Raw genomic sequence first — 26,404 nt, forward strand, 5'->3', positions numbered from 1 at the left:
CCCCCCGGGGAGACACCGGAACCGACCGTACACGCGCAGAGCCCCTCACCGTAGGACGGTGAGGGGCTCTGCGAGGTTGTGCGACCACCGGTACTAGTACCAGTGGTTGGCCTGCCAGAAGGACCAGGCGCCACAGGGGCTGCCGTAGCGCTCGTCCATGTAGTTCAGGCCCCACTTTATCTGCGTGGCCGGATTGGTCTGCCAGTCCGCGCCGGCCGAAGACATCTTCGAGCCGGGCAGCGCCTGCACGAGACCGTAGGCACCGGACGAGGGGTTGCTCGCCTGGTAGTTCCACGTGGACTCGTGGTTCACGATGTTGCTGAAGCACTGGAACTGGTCGCCGGGGACCATCTGCCGCGCCATCGCCTGGACCTCGGCGACGGTGTAGGAGCTCTTCGCGGAGAAGCTGGACGCGTCACGCGTCGCGGAGCGGCTGGCGGCGGCCTGCTTCTCCTCCTCGCGCTCCTTGGCCTCGGCTTCAGCCTTGGCCTTCGCCTCAGCCTCCGCTTCGGCCTTCGCCTCGGCGGCTTCCTTCTTGGACTTGGCGTCCTTGGCGGCCTGAAGGCGGGCCGATTCCTCCGCGGACTTCTTCGCGGTCACGTCGGCGGCGTAGGCCTGTGCGTCGGCCTGCTGCGTCAGGGACGCGGTCTGCACCTGGGCCTGCTGGCCGGCAGGGATATCTGCGAGGAGCGTCGTGTCGGCTGCGGTCACCTCGAAGTTGTCGTTCGAGGGCTGAGTGTCGCCCGAGGCGACGCCCACTACGGCGCCGACAGTGGTGACCGCGGTAGCCGAAGCCACGGCGAATCCCCGGACCGAAATCCGGCTCACACGGTTTCCTTCCAGCAGTGCCCGCTTGGGTGACCTCGCGGACGCAATCGTGCCCCTGGCACTGGCCTCCCCTATTGCTAGGTCACGGGAGGCGCGGACCCGGTGGGCAACTCCTTTGCGGGAGCGCCGCGTAGTAACTCGGGCGGCATACGGCGACGGCTGTTGAGTTGTGGGTGTTGCAGGTGTGCCGTATGCGGGGCCTGACGGAAGCAAGACTCTGCCGGAAGCAGACGCCCGTAAGCAATTCTCCGTTGCGTGGGAAAGCTCACACGCCGTTTACACCAGGAGTTTTACGGAAACTTGAGCGCAGCAGGACGCCGCCCGGCTAGGATCCTGCGTTCGGCCGGGCGGCGCCAACTGCCTTTCATCCCTTATGGGATCAGAGGGGCCAGAGGGTTCAGAGGTGCACGTCCTCCAGCATTTCGGTCACCAGCGCGGCGATCTGCGAGCGCTCCGAGCGGGTGAGGGTGACGTGCGCGAAGAGCGGATGGCCCTTCAACTTCTCGACGACGGCGACCACTCCGTCGTACCGGCCGACCCGCAGGTTGTCGCGCTGGGCGACATCGTGGGTCAGAACCACCCGTGAATTCGCCCCGATCCGGGACAGAACGGTCAACAGGACGTTCCGTTCCAGCGACTGGGCCTCGTCCACGATCACAAACGCGTCGTGCAGCGAGCGGCCACGGATGTGCGTGAGCGGCAGCACTTCGAGCATGCCGCGCCCCAGCACTTCCTCGATCACCTCGCGGCCCGCCACGGCCGACAGCGTGTCGAAGACCGCCTGCGCCCAGGGGCTCATCTTCTCGGACTCGGAGCCCGGCAGGTAGCCGAGCTCCTGGCCGCCCACCGCGTACAGCGGCCGGAAGACCATCACCTTCTTGTGCTGCCGGCGCTCCAGCACGGCCTCCAGACCCGCGCAGAGCGCCAGCGCCGACTTTCCCGTACCCGCCCGGCCGCCCATCGAGACGATCCCGACGTCCGGGTCGAGCAGCAGGTCCAGCGCTATCCGCTGCTCGGCGCTGCGCCCGTGGATGCCGAAGGCCTCCCGGTCGCCGCGTACGAGCCGGACCATGCCGTCGGCGGTGACCCGGCCGAGCGCTTTGCCGCGCTCGGACTGGATGACCAGACCCGTATGTACGGGAAGGTCCGCCGCGGCCGGTTCGTACACCGTCTCCTCGGTGAAGAGCAGATCCACCTGGTCGGCGGTCAGCGGCAGGTCCGCCATCCCGGTCCAGCCGGAGTCGGTGATGGCGAGCTCGGCGCGGTACTCCTCGGCGAGCAGGCCGACCGAGGACGCCTTGATCCTCAGCGGCAGGTCTTTCGACACGACTGTTACGTCGAACCCCTCGGCCTGGAGGTTGCGTGCCACCGCCAGGATCCGTGAGTCGTTGTCCCCCAATCGATAGCCGGCCGGAAGCACGCCGGGATCGGAGTGGTTGAGCTCGACACGGAGCGTTCCGCCCAGGTCGCCCATCGGGATGGGGGCGTCGAGGCGTCCGTACCGCACGCGGCAGTCGTCGAGCAGGCGCAGGGCCTGCCGGGCGAAGTAGCCGAGTTCCGGATGGTGCCTCTTGGCCTCCAACTCCGTGACCACGACGATCGGCAGCACGACTTCGTGCTCGTCGAAGCGGGACATGGCGTTGGGGTCGGCCAGCAGGACGCTGGTGTCGAGAACGTAAGTGCGCCTGTCGGGCATGCGGCGCTTTGTGCTGGTCACCACGGAAGGACGTACCCCCTCTGAAGACGAGCCTGAGGTTGGGGTGCGACGGCGTCGCGAGCGGTGGGACCGGGCTCAGGCCACGATGCGCGGGCCGAGCTCCGGCCCTCCGCTTCGTCCACACTCAGCGCGTGGTCGTCCTGGTACAAAGGGCCTCCCGGGCGAGCGGACTTGCCGCTCACTGAGATACGACGTCCGTGGACCGGACGTCGACCTGGAAGGGGTATTCCCTCGAACACCCGCCGCCATGCCATGGCATATGACACGTCGTGAGCCGGAACTTCTCCGGGGACCCGCGGGGAGTTGGGTGCGAGTCGGGTCAGGACCCGTAACCGGGGACGGTCAGGACCCGTAACGCCGGTGGCGGGCCGCGTAGTCACGCAGGGCGCGCAGGAAGTCGACCTTGCGGAAGGCGGGCCAGAAGACTTCGCAGAAGTAGTACTCCGAGTGGGCGCTCTGCCAGAGCATGAAGCCCGAGAGCCGCTGCTCGCCGCTCGTACGGATCACCAGGTCGGGGTCCGGCTGGCCGCGCGTGTAGAGGTGCTCCGAGATGTGCTCGACGTCGACGATCTCGGCGACCTTCTCCAGCGAGGTGCCCTTCTCGGCGTGCTCCAGCAGGAGCGAGCGGACCGCGTCCGCGATCTCCTGGCGGCCGCCGTAGCCCACGGCGACGTTGACGAGTATCCCGTCGTTGCCGATCGTGGCCTGCTCGGCCTCCTTGAGTACGGACTGGGTACGGGCGGGCAGCACGTCCAGCGTCCCGACGTGGTGCACGCGCCAGCGGCCGTCGGCGGCGAGGTCGCGGACCGCGCCCTCGATGATGCCGAGCAGCGGCGTCAGCTCCGCCTCCGCCCGGTCCAGGTTCTCGGTGGAGAGCATCCAGAGCGTGACGACCTCGACGTCCGTCTCGGCGCACCAGCCGAGCAGCTCCTGGATCTTGCTGGCGCCCGCCTTGTGCCCCTGCTCGGTGGTGCCGCCGGATGCCTTGGCCCAGCGCCGGTTGCCGTCGAGGATCACGCCGATGTGCTTGGGCACCTGGTCGTGATCGAGGCGGCCTTCCACCCGGCGTGCGTAGAGCCTGTACACCAGGTCGCGCAGGTTCACTGGGTCTCACCTCATGGCGTCGTGCGGGTTGGGTACGTCCCCCGGGACCGTCCGGCACGCGCGGCTCCCCCAGCCGGGCACGTGAAGTCCCGAAGCGGCCACACTACTGCGCAGGCGTATCGGCGGCCCAACCCGGCCTGTCACAAGTCCGTGATAAGGAGAGGAATGTGACTGATTCCCCCTCGTACCTCGCCGCCGGTGACCGCTACGACTCCATGGAGTACCGGCGCACCGGCCACAGCGGGCTCAAGCTGCCCGCCGTCTCGCTCGGCCTCTGGCACAACTTCGGCGACGACCGCGCGCTGGACACGCAGCGCGCGATCCTGCGCCGCGCGTTCGACCTCGGTGTGACCCACTTCGACCTGGCGAACAACTACGGGCCGCCGGCCGGCTCCGCCGAGCTGAACTTCGGAAAGCTCTTCGCGCATGACTTCGCCCCGTACCGGGACGAGCTGATCATCTCCACCAAGGCCGGCTACCTGATGCACCCGGGCCCGTACGGAGAGTGGGGCTCGCGCAAGTACCTGCTGTCGTCGCTCGACGCCTCCCTGACCCGGATGGGCCTCGACTACGTCGACATCTTCTACTCGCACCGCTTCGACCCGGAGACCCCGCTCGAGGAGACGATGGGCGCGCTGGCGACGACGGTGCGGCAGGGCAAGGCGTTGTACGCCGGCGTGTCGTCGTACAACGCGGAGCAGACCGCGGAGGCGGCCGGGCTGCTGCGGGACATGGGCGTACCGGCCCTGATCCACCAGCCCTCCTACTCCATGATCAACCGCTGGACGGAGGACGACAGCCTGCTGGACACCCTGGAGGAGGCGGGCATGGGCTGCATCGCCTTCGTGCCGCTCGCGCAGGGCCTGCTCACCGGGAAGTACCTGAAGGGAATCCCGGAGGGCTCGCGCGCCACGCAGGGCAAGTCGCTCGACCCGGGCCTGCTGTCGGACGAGGTCGTACGCCGCCTCAACGGCCTGAACGACATCGCGCAGCGGCGCGGCCAGTCGCTGGCCCAGCTCGCCCTGTCCTGGGTGCTGCGCGACCCGCGCATGACGTCGGCGCTGATCGGCGCGTCGAGCGTGGCGCAGCTGGAGGAGAACGTCGCGGCGCTGGGCGGGCCCGAGCTGACCGACGAGGAGCTGAAGGAGATCGACACCTTCGCGGTCGACACCGCGGGCACGAACATCTGGGCCGGGCGGGGCTGACGGAGCGGATGTGACGGCTCGGGTCTGACGGCCGGGGTCTGACGGCTGGGCCCTCGGGCACAAAAAACGGGCCGGTCCGTGGGGGGGATACGGACCGGCCCGAGGGGGGGTTTCCACCATAACCCTTCGTAAAGGGTGCTCGCGCCCACGCCGTGCCGAAAGTCGCCGGGGATTTTTTCGGGCGGGGCGCTGCGGGGGCCGTGAGGCCAGTCGGCACTAGGGAAAATACGCTTCTGCGGAGCGCTGCCCGTACCCCCCAAGAGCTAATGGGGCGAGGGGAGCGGACTTGACGCTCCGCTTACGCCGATCGCTTACGCCAATCGCTTATGCCACGGTACTCATGCCACTTCGCGCTGCTTGGCGGCGAGGATCTGCTCCATGTGCCGGTAGGCCCAGTCGCCGAGCGGGCCGAGTGCCGCGTTGAGGGCCTCCCCCATCTCGGTGAGCGAGTACTCGACGCGCGGCGGGACCTCGCGGTAGACCTCGCGATGGACGATGCCGTCCGCCTCCAGTTCGCGAAGCTGCTGGATCAGCATCTTCTCGCTGACACCGGGCACCTCGCGCTTGAGCTGCCCGAAGCGGAGGGTGCCGTTGTGGTGCAGCGCCCAGAGGATCAGGGCCTTCCACTTGCCGCCGACCACGTCCATCGCGGCGTCGAGGCCGCAGACGTAGGGCCCTGTGTCCTTGTTCAACTGCCAACTCCTCTGCTCTGCAACAGCTGTCACCGACTGTACGGGAGCGGGCGTTGGCGCAGCAGCGTCAGTCCGTCGCGCGCGGCGACGAGCTCGTAGCCGTACTGCCGCTGGGCGGCGGCCAGTTCGGCCAGCTGGCGGCCGAGCGGGTACGGCCAGTGGCCCTGCGGCAGCGGCCAGGACTCCGGGGGCCTGCGGTCGTGGACGATCCAGTCGGCGGTGGGCCGCGGGGGCTGCCCGGAGGCGTCGTACAGCTTCCCGGGGATCGGATAGCCGGGGAACAGCACCACGGTGCAGCGCGAAGTGAGCTGGGGCGCGAGGCGGTTGGAGGCGGCGACGGTCGCGCCGTCGGGGATGCGGCTCAGCAGGTCGCGGGCGGCCTCGACGTGGGCGGTGGTGCGCCAGGTCGCCCGCTGGGCGACGAGCGCGAACGGGAACGAGGGCAGCAGTACGAGCGCGACCGTGACGGTGGCGGCCAGCGAGGCCCGCAGGTGGCGGCGGGCGAGGGGGTCGCTGGTGCGGGCGTACGGCGTGAGGGCGTCGATCAGGGCCGCGAAGACGACGGGCATGAGGACGGCGCTGTAGTGGAATGCCGTACCCCAGTGGTAGTCGTGCTGCGACAGCATGCGCCAGCCGAGGGTCGGCGCCGCGATCAGGACGAGCGGCGAGCGCAGCGCGACGAACCCGGTGACGGCGAGCACGAGCACGACGGTGATGGCCTTGGTGTCGGGGCGCAGGGCGTCGAGGGGCGCGAGGGCAAGGCCGGCGAGCAAGGAACCGCGGTCGACTTGGAGGTACTCCCCGTAGGCGTACGTCCCGGTGGAGCTCTGGGCGGGCAGCAGCACCAGGGTGGTGAGCAGCGTGCCGGCCGCACCGGCGCAGACGGTGGCGATGCCGAGGCGGCGCGGGCCGTTGAGCGCGATGTACGCGCCGACGGCGGCCAGCGTCAGCCCCAGGTCCTCCTTGACGAGGAGGAGGGGCAGGCCCCAGGCGACGGCGAGGCGCCAGCGCTGGTTACCGAGGGCGGTGAGGGAGAAGGCGAGGAGAGGGACGGCGAAGGCGGCCTCGTGGAAGTCGAAGGCGACGGCGGAGGCGATGCCCCAGCTCGCGCCGTACCCGAACGCGACGGCGTGCCCGGCGCCCGAGCCGAGAGCGCGGGTGGCCCAGCGGGCGAGGGGGACGACGGCGAGGGCGAGGAGGGCGGCCTGGGCGAGGAGGAGGCAGTACGGGGACGGCCAGAGGCGGTAGAGGGGTGCGAGGGCGGCGATCGCGGGGTGGAAGTGGTCGCCAAGGAGGTTGAACCCCTCGCCTTTCAAGGGAGCGACGGGGGCGCGGAATTGGGAGTAGGCGCGTACGGCCTGTTCGAAGATGCCGAGGTCGTAGCCGGTGGTCCTGAGGAGGGTGTGACGCCGCCCGGAGACGACGGCGTAGAGCACGAAGAGCCCTGCGGCCCAGCCCCACCAGAGGGGGAGGCGCAGACGGTACGTCGCCAACCGCTCCCGGGCGGGAGCGGTGGTCCGGGAGACCGCACGCACCGCCGTACCGGTCACGCCGCCCCCCACCCCACGGCTGTCACTATTTGTCCGCATACGCCGGGATCCTAGGCCGGGGGCGCGGAGGAACTTCCCCCTGACCCGCACCTTTCCCGAGAGCGACATTCACGGCTCAGCCGGGCGGGGGCACGCGGCCCGCCCGGCGGGGCTCCGCCCGGGCAGGGGACGCCGCGGGCGGAGCCGCTCACCTGGCGGAACCGCAAAGCGTTACAGCGGGAGGGACCGGCCCCACGCTGTGAGCGGCCGACCCGGGGTCAGTAGCGGAGGGCCGCCGCGACTCCGCCGGCGTCTGCCAGGGACTCGTCCGGGACGAAGATGACCTCGCCGTCCGCCGACAGCACCGTCTCCACCAGCGAGTCGATGATGTCCTCCTCCGCACCCGCCACCACACCCGCCTCCTCCGGCTCCAGCAGAGTGAGCGTCGCGCGTTCCGCACCCTCGACCGTGTCCGGCCGGGCCGTCACTCGCAGGCTCTCCTCGACGACGAGCAGCGCGACCCGCCCCTCACCCGCCGCCTGCCAAATGTCCTGCACGCCCGCCGAGTACCGCTTGCCGCTGCGCGCCTCGTCGAGTTCGCGCAGCGCGCGCGCCGTGTCGGCCTCGGCGAGGGCCTGCCGGGCCGGAGCCAGCTGGGCGGACATCTCGGCCGGCGTCGCGTTCGCCAGCCCGCCCACTTCAAGCTCGGTGGCGAGCGCCTGCCCGTGGCGGGTGACCTCGCGGTAGATCGAGATGTGCTTGCTCAACCCGACCAGAATGACCGGAAACGGGCTCGCCTGGAGGACCGCTGTGAGCTTCCTGTCGGCTTCCATGAGCATGTTCCGGAAGTCCTGGGTGGTCCATTGCCCCCCGTCACGGCTGGGCGCCTTGTCGCGCTCCGCACCCGACGAGATGACCGGGAAGCCGGAGTCGTGGTCCTCGGCCACCTGGTCGCCCTGCCCTCGCCACAGCCGCACTTCGCCCGTACTGAGCACGAGGACCAGGTACGGCCGCTCGCGCGCCTCCAGGGCGACCAGGTTGCGGGTGAGGTACGTCGTATTGATCACGATGCGCTCGGGAACGGACCCGCCGACGAGGAAGCTCCGGTGCTCTTCGGGCGAGGCGTAGACGACGAGGCCGTCACCGAAGTACTCCGGGTCGAGCCTGTCCGCGGCGGTGGCCAGCTGCTGCGCCACCTCGGCCGCCTGCACCTTCGTGACCTCGGCGTCGTCGGCGAGGCGCTTTTCGGCCTCGGCCAGCAGGTTGCGCAGGCGGATGTGGTCCTGCTGGCTCTCCGGCCAGTGCCGGTGCGTGGGCAGTGTGACCGACACCGCCGGGTACGGGCGTGGCTTGCGCAGTTCGGCGAGCAGTTCCGGGGTGGGGCGGGTCGGCTGCGTCATTCGGGCACTCCTGGCTGCGGCTGCGGCTGTGGATCGCGGGCAGGCGGCTTCCCGTGCCGCCCGTCCGTACGTGCGGTGCATTGCATGCGTTGCATGCCTTATATCCGTTACTACGTGCGTTACATGCGTCTCATGGCAACTTCTCACGATTGCGTGGTTGGCGCGCGCTCTCAGACGGCAGAAACGGCGAGTCCGCCCAGCAACAGCCCCGCCAGCGTCCCGGTGATCATGAAGGGGCCGAACGGGATCGCGGTCCTGCGCCCGGCGCGCCGCAGGATCACCAGCCCGACGCCGTACACCGCACCGAGCAGGAACCCGGCGATCGCTCCGGTGAAGAACACCGTCCATCCGTACCAACCGAGCGCCGTCCCGAGGGCGACGGCGAGTTTGACGTCGCCGAAGCCCATGCCGTTCGGGTTGATCAGGAAGAGGAGGAAGTAACCGCCGCCGAGCGCGACGCCGCCGAGCAGCGCGGTCGGCCACGACCCGCCGTGGCCCGGCAGCAGCGAGGCCAGGCCGAGCAGGGCCGCGGTCGCGGCGGCGAGGGGCAGGGTGAGTACGTCCGGCAAGCGGTGCACGCGCCGGTCCACGACCGCGAGGAGCACCGCGATCGGTGCCAGCAGCAGCCACACGACGAGCTCCGGTCTGGCCCCGGTCACGGCCTCCGCCCCGGCCCCGGCCCGGACCCCGGTCCCGCTCGCGGCCGCGAGCAGTGCGCAGGCGAGGGCGGTGACGGCGGCGTGGCGGACGGTGGGCGCGTACGGCACGGGGGCGGAACGCCGGTGCGGTGCGCCGGCCGGGGTACGCCCCGACGCGGCCGCACCCACCGCCGCACACCCCGCGCAACGCGCGATGCCGAGCCAGCCGCGGGCGGGGCCGGTGAACGGGTGCCCGGCGGGGCAGGCCTCGCGCCACCCCTCCTCCGGCTCGACGGCGAGCCGGTACGCGGCGCGGGACACGAGCAGCCCGGCGGCGGCGCCCCAGAGGGCGGCGGCTGCGATCAGCGTGGCGGTGGTGATGCCGGCGGTGGTGGCGATGGCTGCGGATGTGGCTGTGGCGTACACGGCACGGAGCCTAGGGCGGGGCGGGCGGCCGGGTCATGGGTCCGTGGGCCCAGAGGGGGACGGGGTGAGGCCCAGCGGGGTGGCGGTGGGGGGCTACGGTCGGCCACATGGGGCAATGGGCAGACGGGGCAGGGACGTTGACGGTGCAGGGCGGCGAGGAGCGGCCCGTACCGCTGGAGATCGCGGCGTCCTCGCGGGCACGGACGCGCGGGCTGCTGGGCCGGGACGGGATCACGGGCGCGATGCTGCTGAGCCCGGCGAGCAGCGTGCATACGTTCGGGATGCGGTTCGCGATTGATGTGGCTTATCTGGATGGCAAGCTGGGGGTGATGGCTGTACGGAGGATGCCCCCTGGGCGACTGAGCCTGCCGCGGTTTCGGGCGCGGCACGTGCTGGAGGCGGAGGCGGGCGCGATGGAGGGGTGGGGAGTGCGGCCGGGGGCGCGGGTCCGGGTGCGGGTGGGTGGGGGTGGAGGTGCGGGTGCCTGCGGCGCTGTCCCCTACCAAGCCTGAAGGTGGCAGGGGTGATGTGCCGCGCGCTGCAGCCCTGTTGCCCCTCTTGCCCTATCCTCCGGCGGCTTCGCCCGGCCGGCTACTCGGTCCGTACGGGACATCCTCGGCCAGGCGCGGATCGTAGTACGTGACCCGCCACGCCACCCCCAACTGCCGCGCCAGCTCCCGCGCCAGCTCCGCCCCCCGCTCGGCGAACGCCGCCTCTTCCCGGGGGTCCGGGAAGCCGGACGCCATCGGGTCGTCACGGTTCAGCGTGGCGTCATACGCGTCGCCCCAGCGCTCCAAGTCCTCCGCGAGGCGCTGATCGACCGGCAGTTCGCCGGGCGCGACGTTGTCGTTGACGCCGTCGCTGCCGCGAACCCACACCGGGTGGCAGTCGTAGTCCGCGGCCAGCCGCACCTGCCGTACGACTGCCCCTGCGCCTGCATTTTCTCCTGCTCCTGCGCTCACACCGTCACCTGTCCGTCCCGCTAACCCGCGCTCTTGGGGTTGGCGCCGACGACGAAGCCGTTGCCTCCGACCGTCACCGCCACCCTCCGCTTCTGGCCCTTGAACTCGACCTCGTAGATGGGCCGCCCGTCTCCCTTGCCCTGCGTGCCGACCTTCTTGCCCTTGGTCGCGGCCTGCATTACCAGGTCTGGGATGTCCTCCCGGGCGATTCCGCTCCGCTCAAAATCATCCGCGTGCTCTTCGATGATGTGCTTGAGGCCGGCCCGCGAGTTGCCTTCCTCCAGGAACACAATCTTCCCATCGGCGTCGCGCTCGGCCCTGATGACCTTCTCGGGGTCGAACTTGACGCCCGTCTCCTTCATTTCGTCCAGGAGTTCCTTGTCCACGCAGTCGTTGTTGTGGACGAGGACATTCTGGTCACCCACACCGACGTAATAGGTGTGGATTCCGTCGACGGTGAGGTCGTGGGTGGTCTGCCGCCGGGTGTCGTGCGCGACTGCGGTGACGGGCAGAGCGGCGCCGTCGGGGGCTCGGAGCTGCGCGCCGGGCCTGATGTCGCCGGCGTCGGCCCAGCGGGGGTACGCGCCGCTGTCGCTGCCGCCGGTCAGCCAGAAGGGATGCGTGTCGGTGGCGGTCACGGCCCGGAGCCCGGCCGGCGTCCGGATGGTCAGGCGGGTGAAGTGCTTGTCGTCGTACGTGGTGATGGTGTTCGTGACGCGGCGCGTGGTCGTGGTCGTGGTCCCGCCGACGGGATCAGTCACAGTGACGCGGTCGCCGATGCGTACGGTCTCGATGGGGATGCGGGTGCCGTCGGCGAGAAGCACCAGGGTGCCGGGCAGGAAGCTGTGTGCGGCGGCGCAGGTGATGGGCCGGTTGTCGGGCTTCTCTGGTTTCTCGGGTTTCTTCTCGTCGAGCTTGCGCTGGGCGTCGTCGAGTTTGTCCTGGGCTTCCTTGACGCGCTTGCGGTTCTTCACCATGCCGGTGAGGCCGTCGTACAGGTCGTCGCCGTGCTTCTTCAGCTTGCGTACGAGCTCGACGGCCTTCTTCCACTTCCACGGCGCGCCGTACTTCGCCGCGAGCTTGCCGACGGCTCCGCCGATGAGGCTGGTCAGGACGTTGATGAGGGTGTCCGTGCAGGCTCCGGCGTCGCCCTTGGTGACGCAGTCGACGGCGTCGGTGATGCCGAGTTCCTCGGCCAGGATCTTGCCGAGTTCCTTTGCCGCTTGCTTGGCCTTCTCGGTGTCGCTCTGCTCGGCGTTCTTGGCGTCCTGGAGTTCCTTGAGGGCCTTCTCGTACGCAAGTTGCTCGGGCGACTTGGTGCCGTCGCTGTCTGCGTCACCGTCGGACACTGGCTGCTCGTCGTCGCCCTGGCCGCCGCCGTCGTCCCGCGCCTGCGGGTTGCCGCCGCCACCGTCCCCGCAGTCGCCGCCGGTGACCCGGCACACCGCCGCGCCCACCTGCTCGGAGATCGTCTGCCCGAGCCCAGTGGCGACCAGCGCCCCGATGATGGCGGCGACGACCAGCACCAGCCCCGCGTACTCCAGCGTCGTCTGCCCCGACTGCGCCTTGCGCAGCCCCAACAGGCGGGCGTCAGTGCGTGGTTGACGTCTGCGGGGCCGACCGAGGTGGAGTGCCATGCCCATGACCGTACGGATGACTCTGCTCACGGGGCATGGGCCCACGGGCCCAACGCGGGCTCAAATCCGGGTCATGGCAGCTTGGCTGCCTGCGCCGTGGCGAGCCCTGCGGGGATTTCGGGGGTCTTCGCGTCGATGAAGTTGGCGGTGTAGAAGATGACGACCGTCGATCCGGTGCGTACGAGCTGGAAGACGAGCGGCACCTTTGTGCCCTCGAAGGACCCGGTGACCTGGTAGGCGAGGGCTTCCTGTCCGGCCTTGGGCGCCGGAAGTTCCTTTACCTCGGTGTAGGTGGAGGAACCGTCGCCACCCGTGGTCTTGAAACCGCCGGCGCATGCTCCGACGGCGTTCTTGACGCCTCGGAGCACCTGCATCGCGCGCCCCTCGGGGTACGAGGTGAGGATCTCGGTGACGACCGTCTGGTCGTCGTTGCCCTCCTCCGACTCGTCCATGAGCGTGTGGTGGACGGCGGCGGACGGGGTGGGCTCGGGGGCTCCGTTGATGACGGCGGCGAGCGGCTGGCACTCGGGCTGCTCGGCGCGCTCGGTACCGGTCTCGTCGCCGCCCTGTAGGGGCGTAACGGCGAAGTCCGGTACGTCGCCACTCACCAGGGCGGCCTTCTTCAACTCGCCTTCGCCGAGAGTCTCGCCGGTGCTGCTGACGGGCTTGTCGGCGTCGGCCGAGGCGGTACCCGAGGCGGAGGCGGCAGGTTTCGCCCCGGCGGGACCACCGCTCTTGTCGCCGGCATCGGACGATGCCCCGCCGCACGCCGCCGTGAGGCAGAGAACTGCCGTTGCGGCGGCCGCCGTAGCCGCCTGCCGTGGCGAACGTATCGAACGTACTGAACGTGCCTTCACGCCTCACCGCTCCCCGTGCGTACACCACTGAACGCACGCACGGTAACAACGAAAAGGCCACACGCGCCCGGGCCCACGGACCCAAATTGCCGCTAGTCGGCGGTGCGACGCAGCCCCGCCGTGAGCGTGAGGCTGCCGGGCAGCGCCGCGCAGGCGTCGCGCACGTGGGTGGCCAGTTCGCCTCGTACGGGCATACCTGGCTCCGGCACCCACGCCTCCAACGCGCAATGGAAGGCTGCGACCAGCATGTCCACAGCCAGCCGTGGCCGCAGGTCGGCCGGCGTGGCGTCGGCGAAGTCCAGCCGTCGATGCAGGATGTCCAGCGCCGCCCGGCTCGTGCGGTGGCAGAAGTGCAAGCCGTGCGCGTCCATCGACGGCGTCCTGTCTGCCAGTTGACGGCTCAGAACTACCCGACGCGTCCAGCCCTCCTCCGCAGCCATACTCCCCAGCGCCCCCAACAGCGCGTCCCGCAGCATCTCCAGCACCGGAAGATCTCCCCGATCGCCCGGCTCCCGCGTCTCCAAGTCGTCGAGAAACGCCAGCCACAGGTCCTGCGTGGGCGCCATGGCCACGTCTTCCTTGCTGGTGAAATACCGGAAGAACGTGCGCTTGGAGACCTCCACCGATTCGCAGAGCTCGTCGAGAGTCACCCCACCGAAACCCCTCTCGCTGAACAGCTCCAGGGCACTGTCGATCAAGGCCTGCCTCGTACGCAGCTTCTTGCGCTCCCGCAGCGGCAGAACGTTCGTCATGGGCGCAAGCATACCAAAGGGCGCCTGAGAGGTAAAAGCCACTTGCACGCTTGTGCCACTCAGCGGCATAAATATGGTTCCTCGACCGAAGGAAGGGTGCACACCCATGCGTGCTCTGCTCGTCGACCGTTCAAGCTCCCTGCCCGCCGCGGCGGCGCGTACGTCATCGCATCCACCGGAAATCCGGAGCGGCACGGCGACAGCCTGCGCGCGCAGGGCGCGCACGAGGTGGTGACCGGGCCCGGCGAACTCAAGGAACCGGTGCACGGCGTCCTCGACCTGGTGGGCGGGCAGCAACTCATCGACGCCTACGGCATGCTGGCCGAGCGCGGCACGCTGGTCGCCGTAGGACACGCGGCGCACGAGGGCGAGACGTTCCCGTACGGCGCCCTCTTCGGCGACAACGGCCGCCACGACCGCACGATCGCCACCTTCTCCCTGCCCGCCTGCGCCGATCTCGCCCCGGACCTGACGTGGCTCGCGCACCGCGTCGCGGCAGGTGAGCTCGACCCGCAGATCTCGTGGCGCGGCGGCTGGGAGAAGGCCGCGGACGCCATCGGCGCCCTGCTCGAACGCCGGCTCCACGGCAAGGCGGTCCTGGACATCGTCTGACCCCACCCCGCCGCCGCCCACCCTGCGCTATTACGTCGCTTCCCCGGCCGGCGGCCTCGGACGTACGGCTGGAGATTCCGGTGGACGCACCGGCGGACGCACCGGCGGGCGCACCGGCAGCCCCACCGCACCCACAGCCACCAGCTGCGGCCGCTTGGCCGTGCGCCCGTCGCCGGAGGAACGGCCGCGCAGGCGTCGGCCCAGCCAGGGGCCGAGGTGGGCGGCGACCCAGCGGAGTTCGGCCTTCGCCGCCCGCCACCCGGCGGGGGCGGCTTGCGGGGGCAGGGGGCGCGTCCACGCGTCGTCGGCGCCGGGGAGCAGGACGGCGTGGGCTGCGGCGGCGAACCGTTCGTGGCCGAGCGAGCTCAGGTGGAGCCGGTCCGCCGTCCAGATGCGCGGGTCGACGGCGAAGGCGTGCGCGGCGGTTTCGACGACGGCGGCGCCGTGGCGGGCAGCCGCCGCGCGGATGCCCGCATTGAGGGCGTACACGCGGGGCCTCAGCGGCCGGGCCAGCGGCGCGATCACCCCAATATCGGGGAAGGTGACCGTCACCACGCGGGCCCCGGTGGCGGCCAAGGCGGCGAACATCGCCTCCAGATGACCGACCACCTCGACGACGTCGAACTTGGGCCGCATCAGGTCGTTGACCCCCGCGACGACCGTCACGAGGTCGGGACGCATGGCCAGTGCGGGCGCCAGCTGCTCGGCGCGGACCTGGCCTGCGAGGCGTCCGCGTACGGCCAGATTGGCGTACTCAAGGCGGGGGTTGGCCGCCGCGAGGTGTTCGGCGAGGCGGTCCGCCCAGCCTCGCAGGCCGGTGACGTCGTCGCCGTCGCCGAGGCCTTCGGTCTGGCTGTCGCCCAGGGCGACGTAACGCGCGTACGGCACCGACGTACCGGACGGCGCGGGCTCATCACCCGGCATGAGACGCCCTCCTCTCCCGCAGGACGGCTGCGACGCGCAGACCCCACTCCCGGTTCTCCTGCTCCAGCGCCAGACCGCGCAAGCAGGTGAGGTACGGGCCGATCCGTTCACCCCGGCGCAGGAACTCCTCCTCGTCCAGCCCGCCGCGCATTTTGCGGAGCACCTTGCCGAAGAGCTCGACCTTGGCCTCGGCGGCAGCCGCCCGCTCCTCCAGCTGTTCGATCACCGGGCCGGTATCGACGGAGTCGGCGGCCTGGACCTTGACCAGCAGGTCGTCGCGGATGAAGGAGGGTTTCGACGCGGCGGCGGCGAAGGCTTCGAGCTCGGCGAGACCGGCTTCGGTGACACGGAACAGCCGCTTGTTGGGCCGCGTCTCCTGGACCACTTGCCGGCCCTCGACCAGGCCTTCCCCCTCCAGCTTGGCCAGCTCGGCGTACAGCTGCTGGGGCAGGGCATGCCAGAAGTTCGCAACGCCGATGTCGAACGCCTTGGCCAGCTGATACCCGCTGTACTCGCCCCGGCCGTCACCGTCACTGCCGTCACCTTCCAGCAGCGCGGCCAGTACGGCATGTCGCAAGGCCATCGATGCGACCCCTTCCATTTCGTCACCCGTCCCCTCATCATACTCAAGAAAGTGACTAGTCAGATTGATGACTATGAGGGAGTGAGCGACACATGCAGACCGAGACCGATACCGAGACCGCTCCCGGTATCGCTACGGCTACCGGTACCGCTACCGCTACCGCTACCGCCGAACGCTTCCGCGCCGCCGTGGAGAGGGAGGACCTTGGCGCGCTGGAGGAGCTGTTCGCCGACGACATCCGCCTCTACAGCCCGGTGAAGTTCCAGCCGTTCGAGGGCAAGCCGATAGTGATGGGGCTCTTCGGCGTCCTGTTGCGCACCTTCGAGGACTTCCGTTACGTCGGCGAGTACGACGGCACGGCGGAGACGAGCGCGGACGGCGGCGAGGCCCCCTCGGCCGTCCTCCTCTTCCGTACGACCGTGAACGGAAAGGCGATACACGGCATCGACCTACTCCACTTCGACGACGAGGGCCTGATCAAGGAGTTCACGGTGATGGTCCGCCCGCAGTCGGCGGTGCACGCCCTGGGCGAGGCGGTGCTTGCGGGGCTGGTCACCGACGGTCTCGTACCAGCGCCTCAGAGGTGACGAGTTCGGACAAGACGTCGATACGCCTGGGGGTTTGGAATGTCCGAAAGCGTCACATCTTGGGTTTTCCACAGGGGGTGCGAGGGGCGGGGCGTTACGGGAGAGTTTGGGGATGGGGGAACTTGAGGCACTGGCGCGGGGTGGGGTGCTGTTGACGGCGTGGGCTCGGGGCGCGGGCTGGCCGCCACGGCTGCTCAACCGGCGGCTGCGAGCCGATGGGTGGACGCGGATCATCAACGGAGCATGGTGCGCGCCAGGCAGGGCGGTCGATGAAGGGGTGAGACTCCTGGCCCTCCAGCTGACCGGTCCGGAGCGGGTGGTCAGCCATCGATCGGCGGCGGCCGTGCACGGCGTCGAACTGCTCCGGACCGACGTGGAGATGACCGCTTCGCGACGGGTGAGCCGACCCGCGTCCGCCCGCGTCCACCACCTCCCGCTCCAGCCTCACGAGGTGGTTACGGTGCGGGGGCTGCGGGTGACGACCGTCGTCCGCACGCTCGGCGATCTGCTCCGGGACGGACCCCGGGACGAAGCACTGGTCGCGGTGGACTCCGCGCTCACCCGGCGGACGGTCCGTGGCCGGCGCGTCCCGCCCCTGACGGACGAGGGCCGACTCGCCGTTGAGTTGCGGGGTTCGCGGACCGGGACGGCGCGGGGTCGTGGGTGGCTGGCGTTGGCCGATCGGCGCTGCGGGTCGCCGGCCGAGACCATCGCCCGGCTGCGGATGCATGACGGGGGGCTGCACCCGGAGTCCCAGGTCGAACTGAGGACCCCGAGCGGGCGGCTGTGCCGTCCGGACTTCCTCTTCCGCCGGGAGGGGGTGGTCGTGGAGATCGAGGGGTACGCGTTCCACGGCACGCGTGATGCCCACCAGCGGGACATCCAGCGCTTCAACGACCTCGCCGCCTGCCCCGAGGTCCGTGTCATCCTCCGTTTCACTGCCGTCGAGGTCTTCCATCGGCCCGAGGGCATGCTGGCGACCATTCGTCAGCAGCTCATCTGACACCACCCCACCCCGACCGACCCGCCAGGCATCCCAGGCATCCCAGGCATCCCGGCCAAGGGTGCGGTGCCTGGCGGGTCGCGGGGGGAGGGGCATTCACCAGCGCGGTACGGGGGCTTCCAGCCCTCTGCACGGCAGTACGGCCCAGGACTTGGTGCCCCGGTGCGGCGGTTGGGCCTCGGCGGAGCCCCAGCCGCCGCCCCAGTCGCCGCCCCAGTCGCCGCCGCAGTCGTCGACGAGAGCCGCGAGCAGCCACAGGGAGCGCCTGCGGCGCTCTGCGCAAAGGGCGATCGCGTCCGGGTCCTTGTGCCGGGGGTGCTGGTCCCAGAGGACGAGGCGGAGGGCGGCGTTGCGGTAGCGGAGGGAGAGGTACAGATCCTCCGCCGGGGTCAACTCCGCTGCTGATGCGATGAGTTCACTGGCGGCGAGTACGGCGATGTCGACGTACGGGGCCAGGTGGTGCGCGCGCAGGGCGGACCGTACGGCGGTACGGGCGATGGCCGCGCAGTGCGGTTCGCCGGGGATGGTCAGGCTGTACGCGAGGCTGGAGGGCCGGGGCGGGCGCGGCGCACGGTGGAGCGCGGCGGTGGCTGATGGGGCGACGGGGCAGAGCGCGGTGCGAAGGGTCGGCGACACTGTGGACTCCTTTGTCCAGACGGCGAGGCGCGCACGAGTGGCCCACGGGTGCGGTGAGCAGTGGCTTGTCTCCCTGACGCGGGACCGCCCCTCCCAGGGAAGGAGAGTGCGGGCAGGACCGCGTGATGCACTTCCAACTCATTTGCGTGAGCGGTGCGTTACTCAATGTAGAGCGCGCCAGGGTTAATTTGCCCCTTCGTCACGGAAAATGCGCCCTTTCGTGGCTCACTCGCACGCGCACGCGGCAGACTGCACACGACCGCACGCGGAAGGGAACGGCATGGCAGCGAGGACGTCCCCAACGGAACGCCAGAAGCGACTGGGTAGCGAGCTTCGCAAGATGCGCACGTCAGCGGACGTCTCAGCCGAGTTCGCAGCCGGACTGCTCGGCGTCGACCGGGGCAAGATCTCCAATATCGAGTCAGGCGTACGAGCCATCAGCGCCGACCGCCTGCGCACATTGGCTTGCAACTGTGACTGCACGGACGAGGCTCTTGTCGACGCCCTGGTCGAGATGGCCCAGCCCAGCAGGCGCGGCTGGTGGGAACGGTATCGAGGTTTGCTCCCACAAGGCCTCTTGGACATTGCCGAGTTGGAGGCGTACGCAGTAGGAATGCGAGCCGCATACTCGATGCACATCCCGGGGCTGCTCCAGACCTCGGACCACGCACTCGCCGTCTTCCGAGTTGTGATCCCTCATCTCCCCGAACACGAGATCGCCCTCCGGCTTGCCCATCGCGTGGAGCGCCAACAAGTCCTGGACGGCGAAAATCCGCCCGGGTTCGTGGCGATCGTCCACGAGGCTGCCCTACGAATGCAGTTCGGCGGCCCGAGCGTGGCGCGGACCCAGCTCCACCACCTACTGCGGAGGTCGGAGCAGGAGAACGTAACCCTGCTTGTCCTGCCGTTCGAGGCGGGCGCCTTCCCGGGCGCCGGGCAGACAGTGCTCTACGCGGAAGGGCCGGTGCCGCAACTCGACACCGTCCAGATCGACAACTCGCACGGCCCGGATTTCCTATACGCCGAAGCTCAATTGGCGAAGTACCGGGCCCACCTGGACTGGATGGAGGGAATCGCGCTGTCGCCCGAGGGCTCGCGAGACTTCATCCACAACATCGCGCGCCAACTCTGAGGGGATGAACCGATGACTGAGATCAACTGGGAAGACGCGTTCTGCGGCGAAGGCAACTCCTGCTTCCGCATAGGAACCGACAACGAAGGAAATGCCTTCATCGCCGTCCTAGGCGAGGAGGACCGTTACCTCACCGACAGCCAAGACGCTCTGCGGAACCTGATCCGGGACATCAAGGCCGGCAAGGCCGACCACCTGCTCTGATTCGACCGCGCCGGGGTGGTGGGTCGTGCCGCCGTCTGCGACTGGCGGCGGCTGAGCGGGGATGGTGTATGAGCGGAGGCCGGGCCGCAGGGGACTGAGCGCCCTGGGACCCGGCCGGCGACGGGCGTCAGCTCTGGCTGCCGGAGGCTTCGCCGCGCGGGAACGAGACCTCGACTCGGCGGTTCTTCTTGCGGCCCTCTTCGGAGTTGTTGTCCGCGATGGGATAGTCCTCGCTGTAGCCACGGATCTCGAACGTGATGGTCGAATCGAGCGACTTGTTCAGCTCCTGCTGCACGGCGTCCGCGCGCTTCTTGGACAGCACCTTGCCGTGCTCGTACGAGCCGAGGTCGTCGGTGAATCCGAAGACCCGAATCTTGGTCGCCTTCTGGGCGATGATCTCGTCGGCGATGGCCTTGATACGGGACGCGGCCTCGGAGTTGAGCTTCGCACTGTCCTTGCCGAAGAGCACCTCGGCCTGAAGCGCGAACTTCACGTCGGAGTTCGTGTCCTCGCGCCGCTCCTCGCCGCCGAGGTCTTCGACTACGGACTTGATGTCGACCACGCGGGCGGGGGCCAGGGTGCCCCCGTCCGCCAGTTTGAGCCCGGGTGAGTTGCCGTCCACCTCTGGGGGCGGGGATGTCGTCATACTGCCGGGGGGCGCGCTGGGCGAGGGCTCGGCGTGGGCGCCGGTCACGGACAGGCCGGTGAACAGCACTGCCGTCGCGAGAGTGACCTTGGCGAAGTGCGCTGGGCGACTTCGGGAGACTGTGAAGGACATGGGGTCACTCGCCATCAGAGATCTCGATGGCGGCCACGGGCATGTCAGCAATCTGGAAGTCAACCCTCACTGTTTCGGCCGGAGGGGCAGGGAACTGGGCGAACCACGTCTTCTCCTCGTTCTCCTTGAAGCCGCCGGAGAACTGGGTGCACAGGCAGCGCCCATCGGTGTCGCGAAGAATGAGGTACTTCTTCTTGCCAATTCTGTCCACCAAGGAAGCACCAGCCATGGAGGCGGCGTTGTCGGAGAGCTCCTTCTCGCTTCCCCTCCAAGAAGTGGGGTTCCAGAACTTCCCGCTACCGTTCTTCATCTTCCCGCTGACTGTGAGGAAGCCCCCCTCGTCCCGTACAGCTGAGTTGACAATGAGAGTGGTGTTGTTGCCGCCGCCTGTCACCTCTGCAAGGACAGTCTCCTCAGCAGGGGGCTGAGGCTCCTCGTCCTTGGGCTTCTCCTCGCCCTTCTTGCCGTTGTCAGTGGGCGTCGAAGACGAGCTCGTATTGGGCTTGTCGCCCTCATCACCGCCGCAACCGGCCACCGTGAGGACCAAGCCAGTCGTGATCGCCACTGCGGTCAGTGCCCTTCGGGCCTTCATGGTGTGCCGCATGCTCATCAGTGACTCTTCCTTTTTCTTGTCGTTCGTTCGTCACTCGGCCAGATGGACTGAAAACAGGTCATGCGCCATGGGCAGGTCGACCAGCTCGTCGATGGGGGTCTTTGGGTCGATCTTCCAGCGCCCGCTGCCCTCACAGTCAATTTCAATGACCTTCGACGGATCGCTGTCGGGCGTGATCTCGCAGCGAGGCTCGATCACTGCGGTGGCATCGGCCTTGGCGTGCGTATTCTCCGTGTCCGGGATGACTGAGTCGCCCACTGTGAAGAGGGTCTCGATCCTCGCAGTAAAGGCGGGGTAATTATTGACTTCGGTCAGCTCTACCGAACCGAGGAGTTTCGAGTCGTTCTCATCAGCGAGCTGTGCCGCAGCAGCGTTATATCCGGCGCCGGCGAAATTCCCTTCAGCCATCAGCCACTGGGGCCACGCCTCTGGATCGCCCAGGTGCTCGAAGAAGCCGTCGGACAGCTCGTCACGTACGTCTTGTGCTGCCGCAAGAGCAGCTGCATCAGCAGCAGACTGGCCCCCGTTACGGGCAGCCGCCGCCTGAGCGAAGGCAAAGTACGCGAACGCAAGAAAGAGCAGACCCCCCACCACCACGACGTACATGGGGAGAGTCTGCCCTCGGTCCTGCCGAAGCTTGCCAAGCGTCAGTCGCCGGTGATGTCGTCCACCGCGTCGCCAATGGCCGTCGAGATCGTCTCGTCCAGATCCAGTTCCCGAACCGCCACCACGATCAGCGCGATCACCACGACCAAGCCCGCGTACTCCACGACGCTCGCGCCCTCGTCCGCTCGCTTCTGCATGCGCGACACGACCGTGTTCCGCCAGTTGCTGATCGCGAGCTGGGCCTTCGTCGCGGTCTTGAGCGTGAGGTTCTTCGACATGGGGTACCCCTCCGAGTTTGGCCGACGTGTGCGTCTCGCCTTCGACACGAGAAACGTACGTCGGAACAGGGTTCCCGCCAGAGGGTCCGTGGGCCCAACCCTGGGCCCAAAGGGCGACTTGGGCCCTCGGCAGCGCAGCTGTCGTCGTGCGCTCAGCCATGACTCGTCGTCCCCCTCGCCGATCCCAGCCACAGCGCAATCGCTTCGCTCCTGCTCGCGCTGTGAAGTTTCGCGAAGATGCGGTTGATGTGGTTCTTGACGGTCTTCTCGCTGATGAAGCAGGTGGCGGCGATCTGCTGGTTGCTCATGCCTGAAGCGATCAGGTCCATGACCTCCACCTCCCTCGCACTCAGCCCGAAGTCCTGGACGCTGCGCGGCCGCTGGGTCCGCTGACCCTGCTGCCGGTCAGTTGAATACTGTGCCATGCCCGATTGCACCTGCGAAGAGTTTTCTCGTACTCGGACCGAATCCGAGACGTCTGGCCCATCATTGGCCTCTCGCGGAGCGTGTGCAGTCGCATCGTGTGCCGCCGCGTGGCCAGGGATCCGGCCCGCGCCCGTGTACGGCCGGCCCGTGGCGTACACCGTGCCGAGCCCCTCCGGGAGCTGTCCTGTCCCGGCCGGGGCAGCGCCGCCCCCGCCCCGCATATGGGCCAGCAGCGCGTCCTGGGCCGAGGCCGTGAAGTGGGCGCGGCCCTCCTTGATGTCGCGTACGGCGCCGACCAACTGCTCGGCGGTGAACTCGCCGTGCACCAGGTAGCCGCCCGCGCCCAGCCGCAACGCCTCGCGCACAATCTCGCTCTCGCGGCTGTACGTCAGCATCATCACCGGCGCCACCTGGACCAGGTACGGCAGCGCTGAGATGCCGTCGACGCCCGGCATCCGGACATCCAGCAGCACGACATCCGGCCGGTATTGCTGGGCTGCTGCCAGGGCCTGTCGGCCGTCGGCCGTCTCCGCGACGACCTCGACGTCGTCGCGGCTGCCGAGCAGGGCGGTGAGGCCTGCCCGTACGACCGGATTGTCGTCGGCGATGACTACGCGCAGGACGCCCGGCGGGCCGAAGGGGTCGGCACTGTCGAAGGGGGACGGATCGTGGAATGCCGCCGCCGGCGGGGGAACGCGGACCCCGGCGGGGGTGTGTTCCGAGCGGGGTTCGACCGTGTGCGACGACGTGTGCTGGGACACGTGGGACGGCGACGACACGGACTGACGGGGCCCGGAGCTGTACGAGCTTTCGTCCGGCATGGTGCGGCCTCCTCTCGGGAGAGTGAGCGGGACGGGAGTCGGGGGACGGGGACGGGGGACGGTGGAGGTCTAGAGCCGCATCGGTGGTGGCAGCGGTGGCGTTGTCGGCAGGGGCGAAGGCGAGGGCGGGAGTGCGAGCGGTTGGGCGGTGGCGCCCGCAGGGGTCAGTGCCGCCGCCGGCAGTTCCAGGCGTACTTCCGTGCCCGCGCTGCGGCCCCGTCCGATGCTGATGCGAGCGCCGATACCGGCCGCTCGCTCGACCATCCCCACCAGGCCGAAGTGACCGGCCCTGCGGAGGTCGTCGAGGCTGATGCCGGCGGGCAGGCCCCGGCCGTCGTCGAGCACGCTGATGCGCAGCACCCCGCCGACCAGGCCGAACTCCACCGTGACGCGAGAGGCGTGGGCGTGGCGGTGGCTGTTCTCCATGGCCTCCGTGGCGATCGTCAGCAGGTGGCGCGCGACGGCGTGCGGAACGGTCGGAACTGTTGGAACAGTTGGAACTGTTGGAACAGGCAACGGCGGATACGACGAAGCGCCGCCCACGACCTGGAAGGCCGTCTCGATGCCCGTTCGCTGCCCGAAGTCCGCCAGCCGCGCCGCCAGTTCGTCGGCGACCACCACTCCCCCGGTGTCGTAGTCCGCCTGCCTGCGCAGGTCCGACAGGATCTCGCGGGACTCCGCCGCCGCCCGCCGCGCCGAGCGCGCGACCATGCCCGCCTGGTGCTTGACGGTCAGCGGGTCCATACGGTCGGCGGACTGCGCCAGTCCCTCCGCCGCCATCGCGACGCCGTGCAGGGTCTTGGCGACCGAGTCGTGCATCTCGCGGGCCAGGCGGGCACGCTCGCCTTCCACCGCGTCCGTGACCGCGAGCCGGGCGTTGGCCTCGGACAGGGCCTGGGTGGCGGCACCGAAACGGAACATCAAGTTGCGTAACGTCACGCCGATAATTCCCGCCGCCACACAGAAACCGCTGATCAGCAGCGTGCTGGCCGGGCTCGCCATCCGTTCCGCCCACGCCGAGTAGGCCGCCGCCAGCAGGAGGATCTGGATCGCCGTGAAGATGCCCGCGCCCCGCCAGCCGTACAGCAGGCCCGCGAGGAGCGGCGTACACACGGTGGCGTAGCCGAGGGCCGAGTCGGGGGAGGCCGTCAGGAGCAGGACGGAGCCGAAGATCAGGTCTACGCCCATCAGCGTGCGGTACTTGATGAGCAGGGGGCCGAACACCTCCCAGTCCCGGAGCATCGCGTACGACCCCACGAAGCTGAAGACGACCGCACCCCCAACCAGCCAGCCGCCGAACTGCCCTCCGGCCCTCGCGAGCGCGAAGGGCGCGCCCAGCGCGATCATGGCGAGGCGGAAGCCGAAGACCTGGCGGCACAGCGCCTGGAGGGCGTTGATCTGGATCGGGATGCTTGGTGCCGGTACGTCATCGGCGAGGGCGGACGCGGGGGCCACCTCCGGAGCGGCCACGCCCCCGTGAACCGTCCCGCCACTGAGCCCGAGCCCGAGCCGGAGCCGGATCGTGGGAAGCGTCGCCATGGCCGTCAGCCGCCGAAGACCGAGCCGAAGTCGGTCTCCGACCCCAGGAACATGTTGGTCACGATGAGCAGCAGCGTGGCCGGGACCATGAAGGCGAGCGTGACGACCGTCGTCTTGGGGATCGCTTTCGCGGCGCGGCGCCGGGAGTTCTGGGCGTCGGTGCGGCGCATGTCGTTGGCGATCTGGATCAGCGTGTCGGCGATCGGCGCGCCGAGTTCCTCGCCCTGTTGGAGCGCCGTAACGAACTGGGAGACCTGTTCGGATTCGTTGCGTCTGCGCAGCTCGTCGAAGGCCTGGCGCCTGCTCACTCCCATGTCCATCTGGCGGAGCGTGATGCGGAGTTCGTCGGCCCACGGGCCTTCGTACTTCTCCGAGACGCGGTCCAGCGCCTGCCGGAAGCCGAGGCCCGCGCTGACGACGACGGCGAGGACGTCGAGGAAGTCGGGCAGGGTCCGCTCGATGACGTCCTTGCGTTCGCGAATGGCCTGCCAGATGGTGACGTCCGCCGCGAGCCACCCGTAGGCGATGCAGAAGACACCGAAGAGCGGCAGATCTTTTAGCAGGAGTACGAGGGCCGAGAAGCCGCCGAACAGGCCGTATACGGCTCGGCGCGCGGCGTACCGGTCAATGGTGAGACCGCCGGGATTTCCGGCCATGTCGATCTTGCGGCGCTTCTTGTCGACCAGGCTCGGCCCCATGATGCGGAGCACGCTCGGGGCGAAGCGCATGCCCAGGCGGTCGATGGCCGACTCCGTCCCCGAGACGCGCGAGGCGCCGATCTCCAGGGCGACGGCCAGGTCCCCGGGGATCTTGGCTTCGGCGCGGTACATCTTGATGCCCTGAAAAACGCCCGCGACGCTCAGACCGACCACCAGCGCGAGAAGCAGTCCCATGCCGGATACCTCCTGTTCCAGGCTGTTTCAGCTCATGCGAGTCATGCGAGTCATGCGAGTCATACGAGTCATACGGGCGATTCAGACGTCGATCTTGCCGAGGCGGCGCATCACTATGAAGCCGAGCGCGTAGAGACCTATGGCCACGACCACGATGATCTGGCCGACCGGGCTGCTGGTCATCCGGGCCATGGAACCCGGGGTGACCGAGTTGAGCATGATCATGGCGCCGAGGCCGAGAAGCGGGATCGTGTATGCCGTGGCATTGACCTCGGACAGCATGGTGCGGACCTCGCGTCGCGTCTCCTTGCGTTCCTCCAGCGTCTCGGTGAGGTTGCGGAGCGATCCGACGACCGTGCCGCCGGCCCGGTTGGAGAGCACCAGGGTCGTGACGAGGACGACGAGCTCGCGCGACGGCAGGCGTTCGGCCAGCTCCCCCAGCGCGTCGTCGATGGACCGGCCGACGGCCAGTTGATTCGCTACGCCCGCCAGTTCCTCGCCCGCCGGAGCTTCCAGCTCCTCGGCCGCCATGCTCAGCGCCGTACGGAGGGCGAGTCCGGCGGCGGTCGCGTTGGCGAGTATCCGGGACAGGTCGGGGAGCTGGTTGATGAAGGCCTCAATGCGCTTCTGCCGCTGCCAGTTGAGGAACGCGCTGCCGCCCCACAGCGCGACGAGAGCGGCGACGGGGCCGAAGAAGGGGGCCAGCACCGAGGAGGCGATCAGCCACAGGGCGGCCACACCGACCATCAGGTAGACGAAGAACTCGCCTGCGGTCAGGTCGAGTCCGGTGGCCGAAAGCCGTACGTGGATCTTCTTGCCGAGAGCGGTCTTCCGCAGCCGCCGGTCGACCCCCATGAAGCGCCGCTGCCGGCCCACGGCGTGCGCACCCGTGATGGCCAGGCGATCGACGAGGGCGGCACGCTGGGCCTTGCCCGAGATGTAGGTGTGCAGCCCGGCGATACTGAGGGCGCCGCAGAGCAGAGTGCTGCCGATCGCCAGCATTGCGGGATTGTTCATGGCTG

29 protein-coding genes are annotated in these 26,404 nt (G+C 69.2%); 7 read left to right on the top strand and 22 right to left on the bottom strand.

What is annotated here, in order from left to right:
* Window positions 1-93: 93 nt before the first annotated feature.
* The 3 genes from J7E89_RS07260 to J7E89_RS07270 form a co-directional block, all read right to left on the bottom strand.
* A complete protein-coding gene (locus J7E89_RS07260) occupies window positions 94-828 on the bottom strand; it encodes a lytic transglycosylase domain-containing protein (RefSeq protein WP_214969693.1) in 735 nt (244 codons plus the stop codon).
* Window positions 829-1,225: 397 nt separating this feature from the next.
* Complete coding sequence (locus J7E89_RS07265) at window positions 1,226-2,548, bottom strand: PhoH family protein (RefSeq protein ID WP_214969701.1); 1,323 nt, start codon at window positions 2,546-2,548, stop codon at window positions 1,226-1,228.
* Window positions 2,549-2,887: 339 nt separating this feature from the next.
* Entirely contained in the window at window positions 2,888-3,649 is a 762-nt protein-coding gene (locus J7E89_RS07270; RefSeq protein ID WP_214969703.1) for an isoprenyl transferase, read from the bottom strand.
* Between the two features lie 167 nt (window positions 3,650-3,816).
* Here J7E89_RS07270 and mgrA point away from each other — a divergent pair, with 167 nt between their 5' ends.
* Window positions 3,817-4,854 (top strand): L-glyceraldehyde 3-phosphate reductase, encoded by a 1,038-nt coding sequence (gene mgrA, locus J7E89_RS07275; protein ID WP_214969706.1) that lies wholly within the window; start codon window positions 3,817-3,819, stop codon window positions 4,852-4,854.
* 338 nt (window positions 4,855-5,192) lie between these two features.
* Here mgrA and J7E89_RS07280 read toward each other — a convergent pair whose 3' ends face one another.
* The 4 genes from J7E89_RS07280 to J7E89_RS07295 form a co-directional block, all read right to left on the bottom strand.
* Complete coding sequence (locus J7E89_RS07280) at window positions 5,193-5,501, bottom strand: helix-turn-helix domain-containing protein (RefSeq protein ID WP_214970182.1); 309 nt, start codon at window positions 5,499-5,501, stop codon at window positions 5,193-5,195.
* Between the two features lie 74 nt (window positions 5,502-5,575).
* The gene (locus J7E89_RS07285) at window positions 5,576-7,096 is read right to left on the bottom strand and encodes a DUF2079 domain-containing protein (protein WP_308315368.1); all 1,521 of its coding nucleotides are present in this window, start codon (window positions 7,094-7,096) and stop codon (window positions 5,576-5,578) included.
* 257 nt (window positions 7,097-7,353) lie between these two features.
* Entirely contained in the window at window positions 7,354-8,475 is a 1,122-nt protein-coding gene (locus J7E89_RS07290; RefSeq protein ID WP_214969709.1) for a chemotaxis protein, read from the bottom strand.
* Between the two features lie 170 nt (window positions 8,476-8,645).
* Window positions 8,646-9,539, bottom strand: coding sequence for an A24 family peptidase (locus tag J7E89_RS07295; protein ID WP_308315369.1), 894 nt, complete (start codon window positions 9,537-9,539; stop codon window positions 8,646-8,648).
* A gap of 107 nt (window positions 9,540-9,646) precedes the next feature.
* Between J7E89_RS07295 and J7E89_RS07300 the strand changes: the two genes are divergently transcribed.
* A complete protein-coding gene (locus J7E89_RS07300) occupies window positions 9,647-10,051 on the top strand; it encodes a DUF192 domain-containing protein (RefSeq protein WP_214969711.1) in 405 nt (134 codons plus the stop codon).
* Between the two features lie 51 nt (window positions 10,052-10,102).
* On the opposite strand, the gene J7E89_RS07305 is transcribed toward J7E89_RS07300, so the two are convergent.
* From J7E89_RS07305 to J7E89_RS07320, 4 genes are all read right to left on the bottom strand, one after another.
* The gene (locus J7E89_RS07305; protein ID WP_214969713.1) at window positions 10,103-10,501 is read right to left on the bottom strand and encodes a hypothetical protein; all 399 of its coding nucleotides are present in this window, start codon (window positions 10,499-10,501) and stop codon (window positions 10,103-10,105) included.
* Between the two features lie 20 nt (window positions 10,502-10,521).
* On the bottom strand, window positions 10,522-12,138 hold the full coding sequence (locus tag J7E89_RS07310) for a polymorphic toxin-type HINT domain-containing protein (protein WP_214969715.1): 1,617 nt from the start codon (window positions 12,136-12,138) through the stop codon (window positions 10,522-10,524).
* A 71-nt stretch (window positions 12,139-12,209) separates the two neighbouring features.
* Window positions 12,210-12,995: a hypothetical protein gene (locus J7E89_RS07315; RefSeq protein WP_214969717.1), complete on the bottom strand. Its 786-nt coding sequence runs from the start codon at window positions 12,993-12,995 to the stop codon at window positions 12,210-12,212.
* 92 nt (window positions 12,996-13,087) lie between these two features.
* Window positions 13,088-13,747, bottom strand: coding sequence for a TetR/AcrR family transcriptional regulator (locus J7E89_RS07320; protein WP_251060213.1), 660 nt, complete (start codon window positions 13,745-13,747; stop codon window positions 13,088-13,090).
* Between the two features lie 96 nt (window positions 13,748-13,843).
* Between J7E89_RS07320 and J7E89_RS07325 the strand changes: the two genes are divergently transcribed.
* Complete coding sequence (locus J7E89_RS07325) at window positions 13,844-14,359, top strand: zinc-binding dehydrogenase (protein ID WP_308315370.1); 516 nt, start codon at window positions 13,844-13,846, stop codon at window positions 14,357-14,359.
* Between the two features lie 30 nt (window positions 14,360-14,389).
* Here J7E89_RS07325 and J7E89_RS07330 read toward each other — a convergent pair whose 3' ends face one another.
* The gene (locus J7E89_RS07330) at window positions 14,390-15,283 is read right to left on the bottom strand and encodes an SGNH/GDSL hydrolase family protein (RefSeq protein ID WP_214969719.1); all 894 of its coding nucleotides are present in this window, start codon (window positions 15,281-15,283) and stop codon (window positions 14,390-14,392) included.
* Window positions 15,273-15,866: a PadR family transcriptional regulator gene (locus J7E89_RS07335; RefSeq protein WP_214969722.1), complete on the bottom strand. Its 594-nt coding sequence runs from the start codon at window positions 15,864-15,866 to the stop codon at window positions 15,273-15,275. Before J7E89_RS07335 ends, J7E89_RS07330 begins: the two co-directional genes overlap by 11 nt.
* 92 nt (window positions 15,867-15,958) lie before the next feature.
* Between J7E89_RS07335 and J7E89_RS07340 the strand changes: the two genes are divergently transcribed.
* Window positions 15,959-16,453, top strand: a complete 495-nt coding sequence (locus J7E89_RS07340) for a nuclear transport factor 2 family protein (protein ID WP_214969724.1) — start codon at window positions 15,959-15,961, stop codon at window positions 16,451-16,453.
* Window positions 16,454-16,565: 112 nt separating this feature from the next.
* Complete coding sequence (locus J7E89_RS07345) at window positions 16,566-17,456, top strand: hypothetical protein (protein ID WP_214969727.1); 891 nt, start codon at window positions 16,566-16,568, stop codon at window positions 17,454-17,456.
* A gap of 96 nt (window positions 17,457-17,552) precedes the next feature.
* Here the strand turns inward: J7E89_RS07345 and J7E89_RS07350 are convergent, their stop codons facing one another.
* Window positions 17,553-18,092 (bottom strand): ATP-binding protein, encoded by a 540-nt coding sequence (locus tag J7E89_RS07350; protein ID WP_214969730.1) that lies wholly within the window; start codon window positions 18,090-18,092, stop codon window positions 17,553-17,555.
* Window positions 18,093-18,372: 280 nt separating this feature from the next.
* On the opposite strand from J7E89_RS07350, the gene J7E89_RS07355 reads away from it, so the two are divergent.
* Both J7E89_RS07355 and J7E89_RS07360 read left to right on the top strand, forming a co-directional pair.
* Window positions 18,373-19,224, top strand: a complete 852-nt coding sequence (locus tag J7E89_RS07355) for a helix-turn-helix transcriptional regulator (protein WP_214969732.1) — start codon at window positions 18,373-18,375, stop codon at window positions 19,222-19,224.
* Window positions 19,225-19,236: 12 nt separating this feature from the next.
* A complete protein-coding gene (locus tag J7E89_RS07360) occupies window positions 19,237-19,428 on the top strand; it encodes a hypothetical protein (RefSeq protein WP_214969734.1) in 192 nt (63 codons plus the stop codon).
* Window positions 19,429-19,555: 127 nt separating this feature from the next.
* Here the strand turns inward: J7E89_RS07360 and J7E89_RS07365 are convergent, their stop codons facing one another.
* The 8 genes from J7E89_RS07365 to J7E89_RS07400 all read right to left on the bottom strand — a co-directional run bounded on the left by J7E89_RS07365 (window position 19,556) and on the right by J7E89_RS07400 (window position 26,399).
* Window positions 19,556-20,206 carry an OmpA family protein gene (locus J7E89_RS07365; RefSeq protein ID WP_214969737.1) on the bottom strand — a complete coding sequence of 217 codons (651 nt, stop codon included), beginning with the start codon at window positions 20,204-20,206 and terminating at the stop codon, window positions 19,556-19,558.
* A 4-nt stretch (window positions 20,207-20,210) separates the two neighbouring features.
* On the bottom strand, window positions 20,211-20,816 hold the full coding sequence (locus J7E89_RS07370; RefSeq protein WP_214969739.1) for a hypothetical protein: 606 nt from the start codon (window positions 20,814-20,816) through the stop codon (window positions 20,211-20,213).
* A 33-nt stretch (window positions 20,817-20,849) separates the two neighbouring features.
* On the bottom strand, window positions 20,850-21,425 hold the full coding sequence (locus tag J7E89_RS07375) for a hypothetical protein (protein WP_214969742.1): 576 nt from the start codon (window positions 21,423-21,425) through the stop codon (window positions 20,850-20,852).
* 41 nt (window positions 21,426-21,466) lie between these two features.
* Window positions 21,467-21,703 (bottom strand): hypothetical protein, encoded by a 237-nt coding sequence (locus J7E89_RS07380; protein WP_214969744.1) that lies wholly within the window; start codon window positions 21,701-21,703, stop codon window positions 21,467-21,469.
* A 152-nt stretch (window positions 21,704-21,855) separates the two neighbouring features.
* Complete coding sequence (locus J7E89_RS07385; protein ID WP_251060215.1) at window positions 21,856-22,950, bottom strand: response regulator transcription factor; 1,095 nt, start codon at window positions 22,948-22,950, stop codon at window positions 21,856-21,858.
* Between the two features lie 69 nt (window positions 22,951-23,019).
* On the bottom strand, window positions 23,020-24,489 hold the full coding sequence (locus tag J7E89_RS07390; protein WP_214969746.1) for a sensor histidine kinase: 1,470 nt from the start codon (window positions 24,487-24,489) through the stop codon (window positions 23,020-23,022).
* A 5-nt stretch (window positions 24,490-24,494) separates the two neighbouring features.
* Entirely contained in the window at window positions 24,495-25,382 is an 888-nt protein-coding gene (locus J7E89_RS07395; protein WP_214969754.1) for a DUF5936 domain-containing protein, read from the bottom strand.
* An 81-nt stretch (window positions 25,383-25,463) separates the two neighbouring features.
* Complete coding sequence (locus tag J7E89_RS07400; protein ID WP_214969756.1) at window positions 25,464-26,399, bottom strand: type II secretion system F family protein; 936 nt, start codon at window positions 26,397-26,399, stop codon at window positions 25,464-25,466.
* Window positions 26,400-26,404: the final 5 nt, after the last annotated feature.

It is taken from the genome of Streptomyces sp. ISL-100 (assembly GCF_018614615.1).
GTDB lineage: Bacteria > Actinomycetota > Actinomycetes > Streptomycetales > Streptomycetaceae > Streptomyces.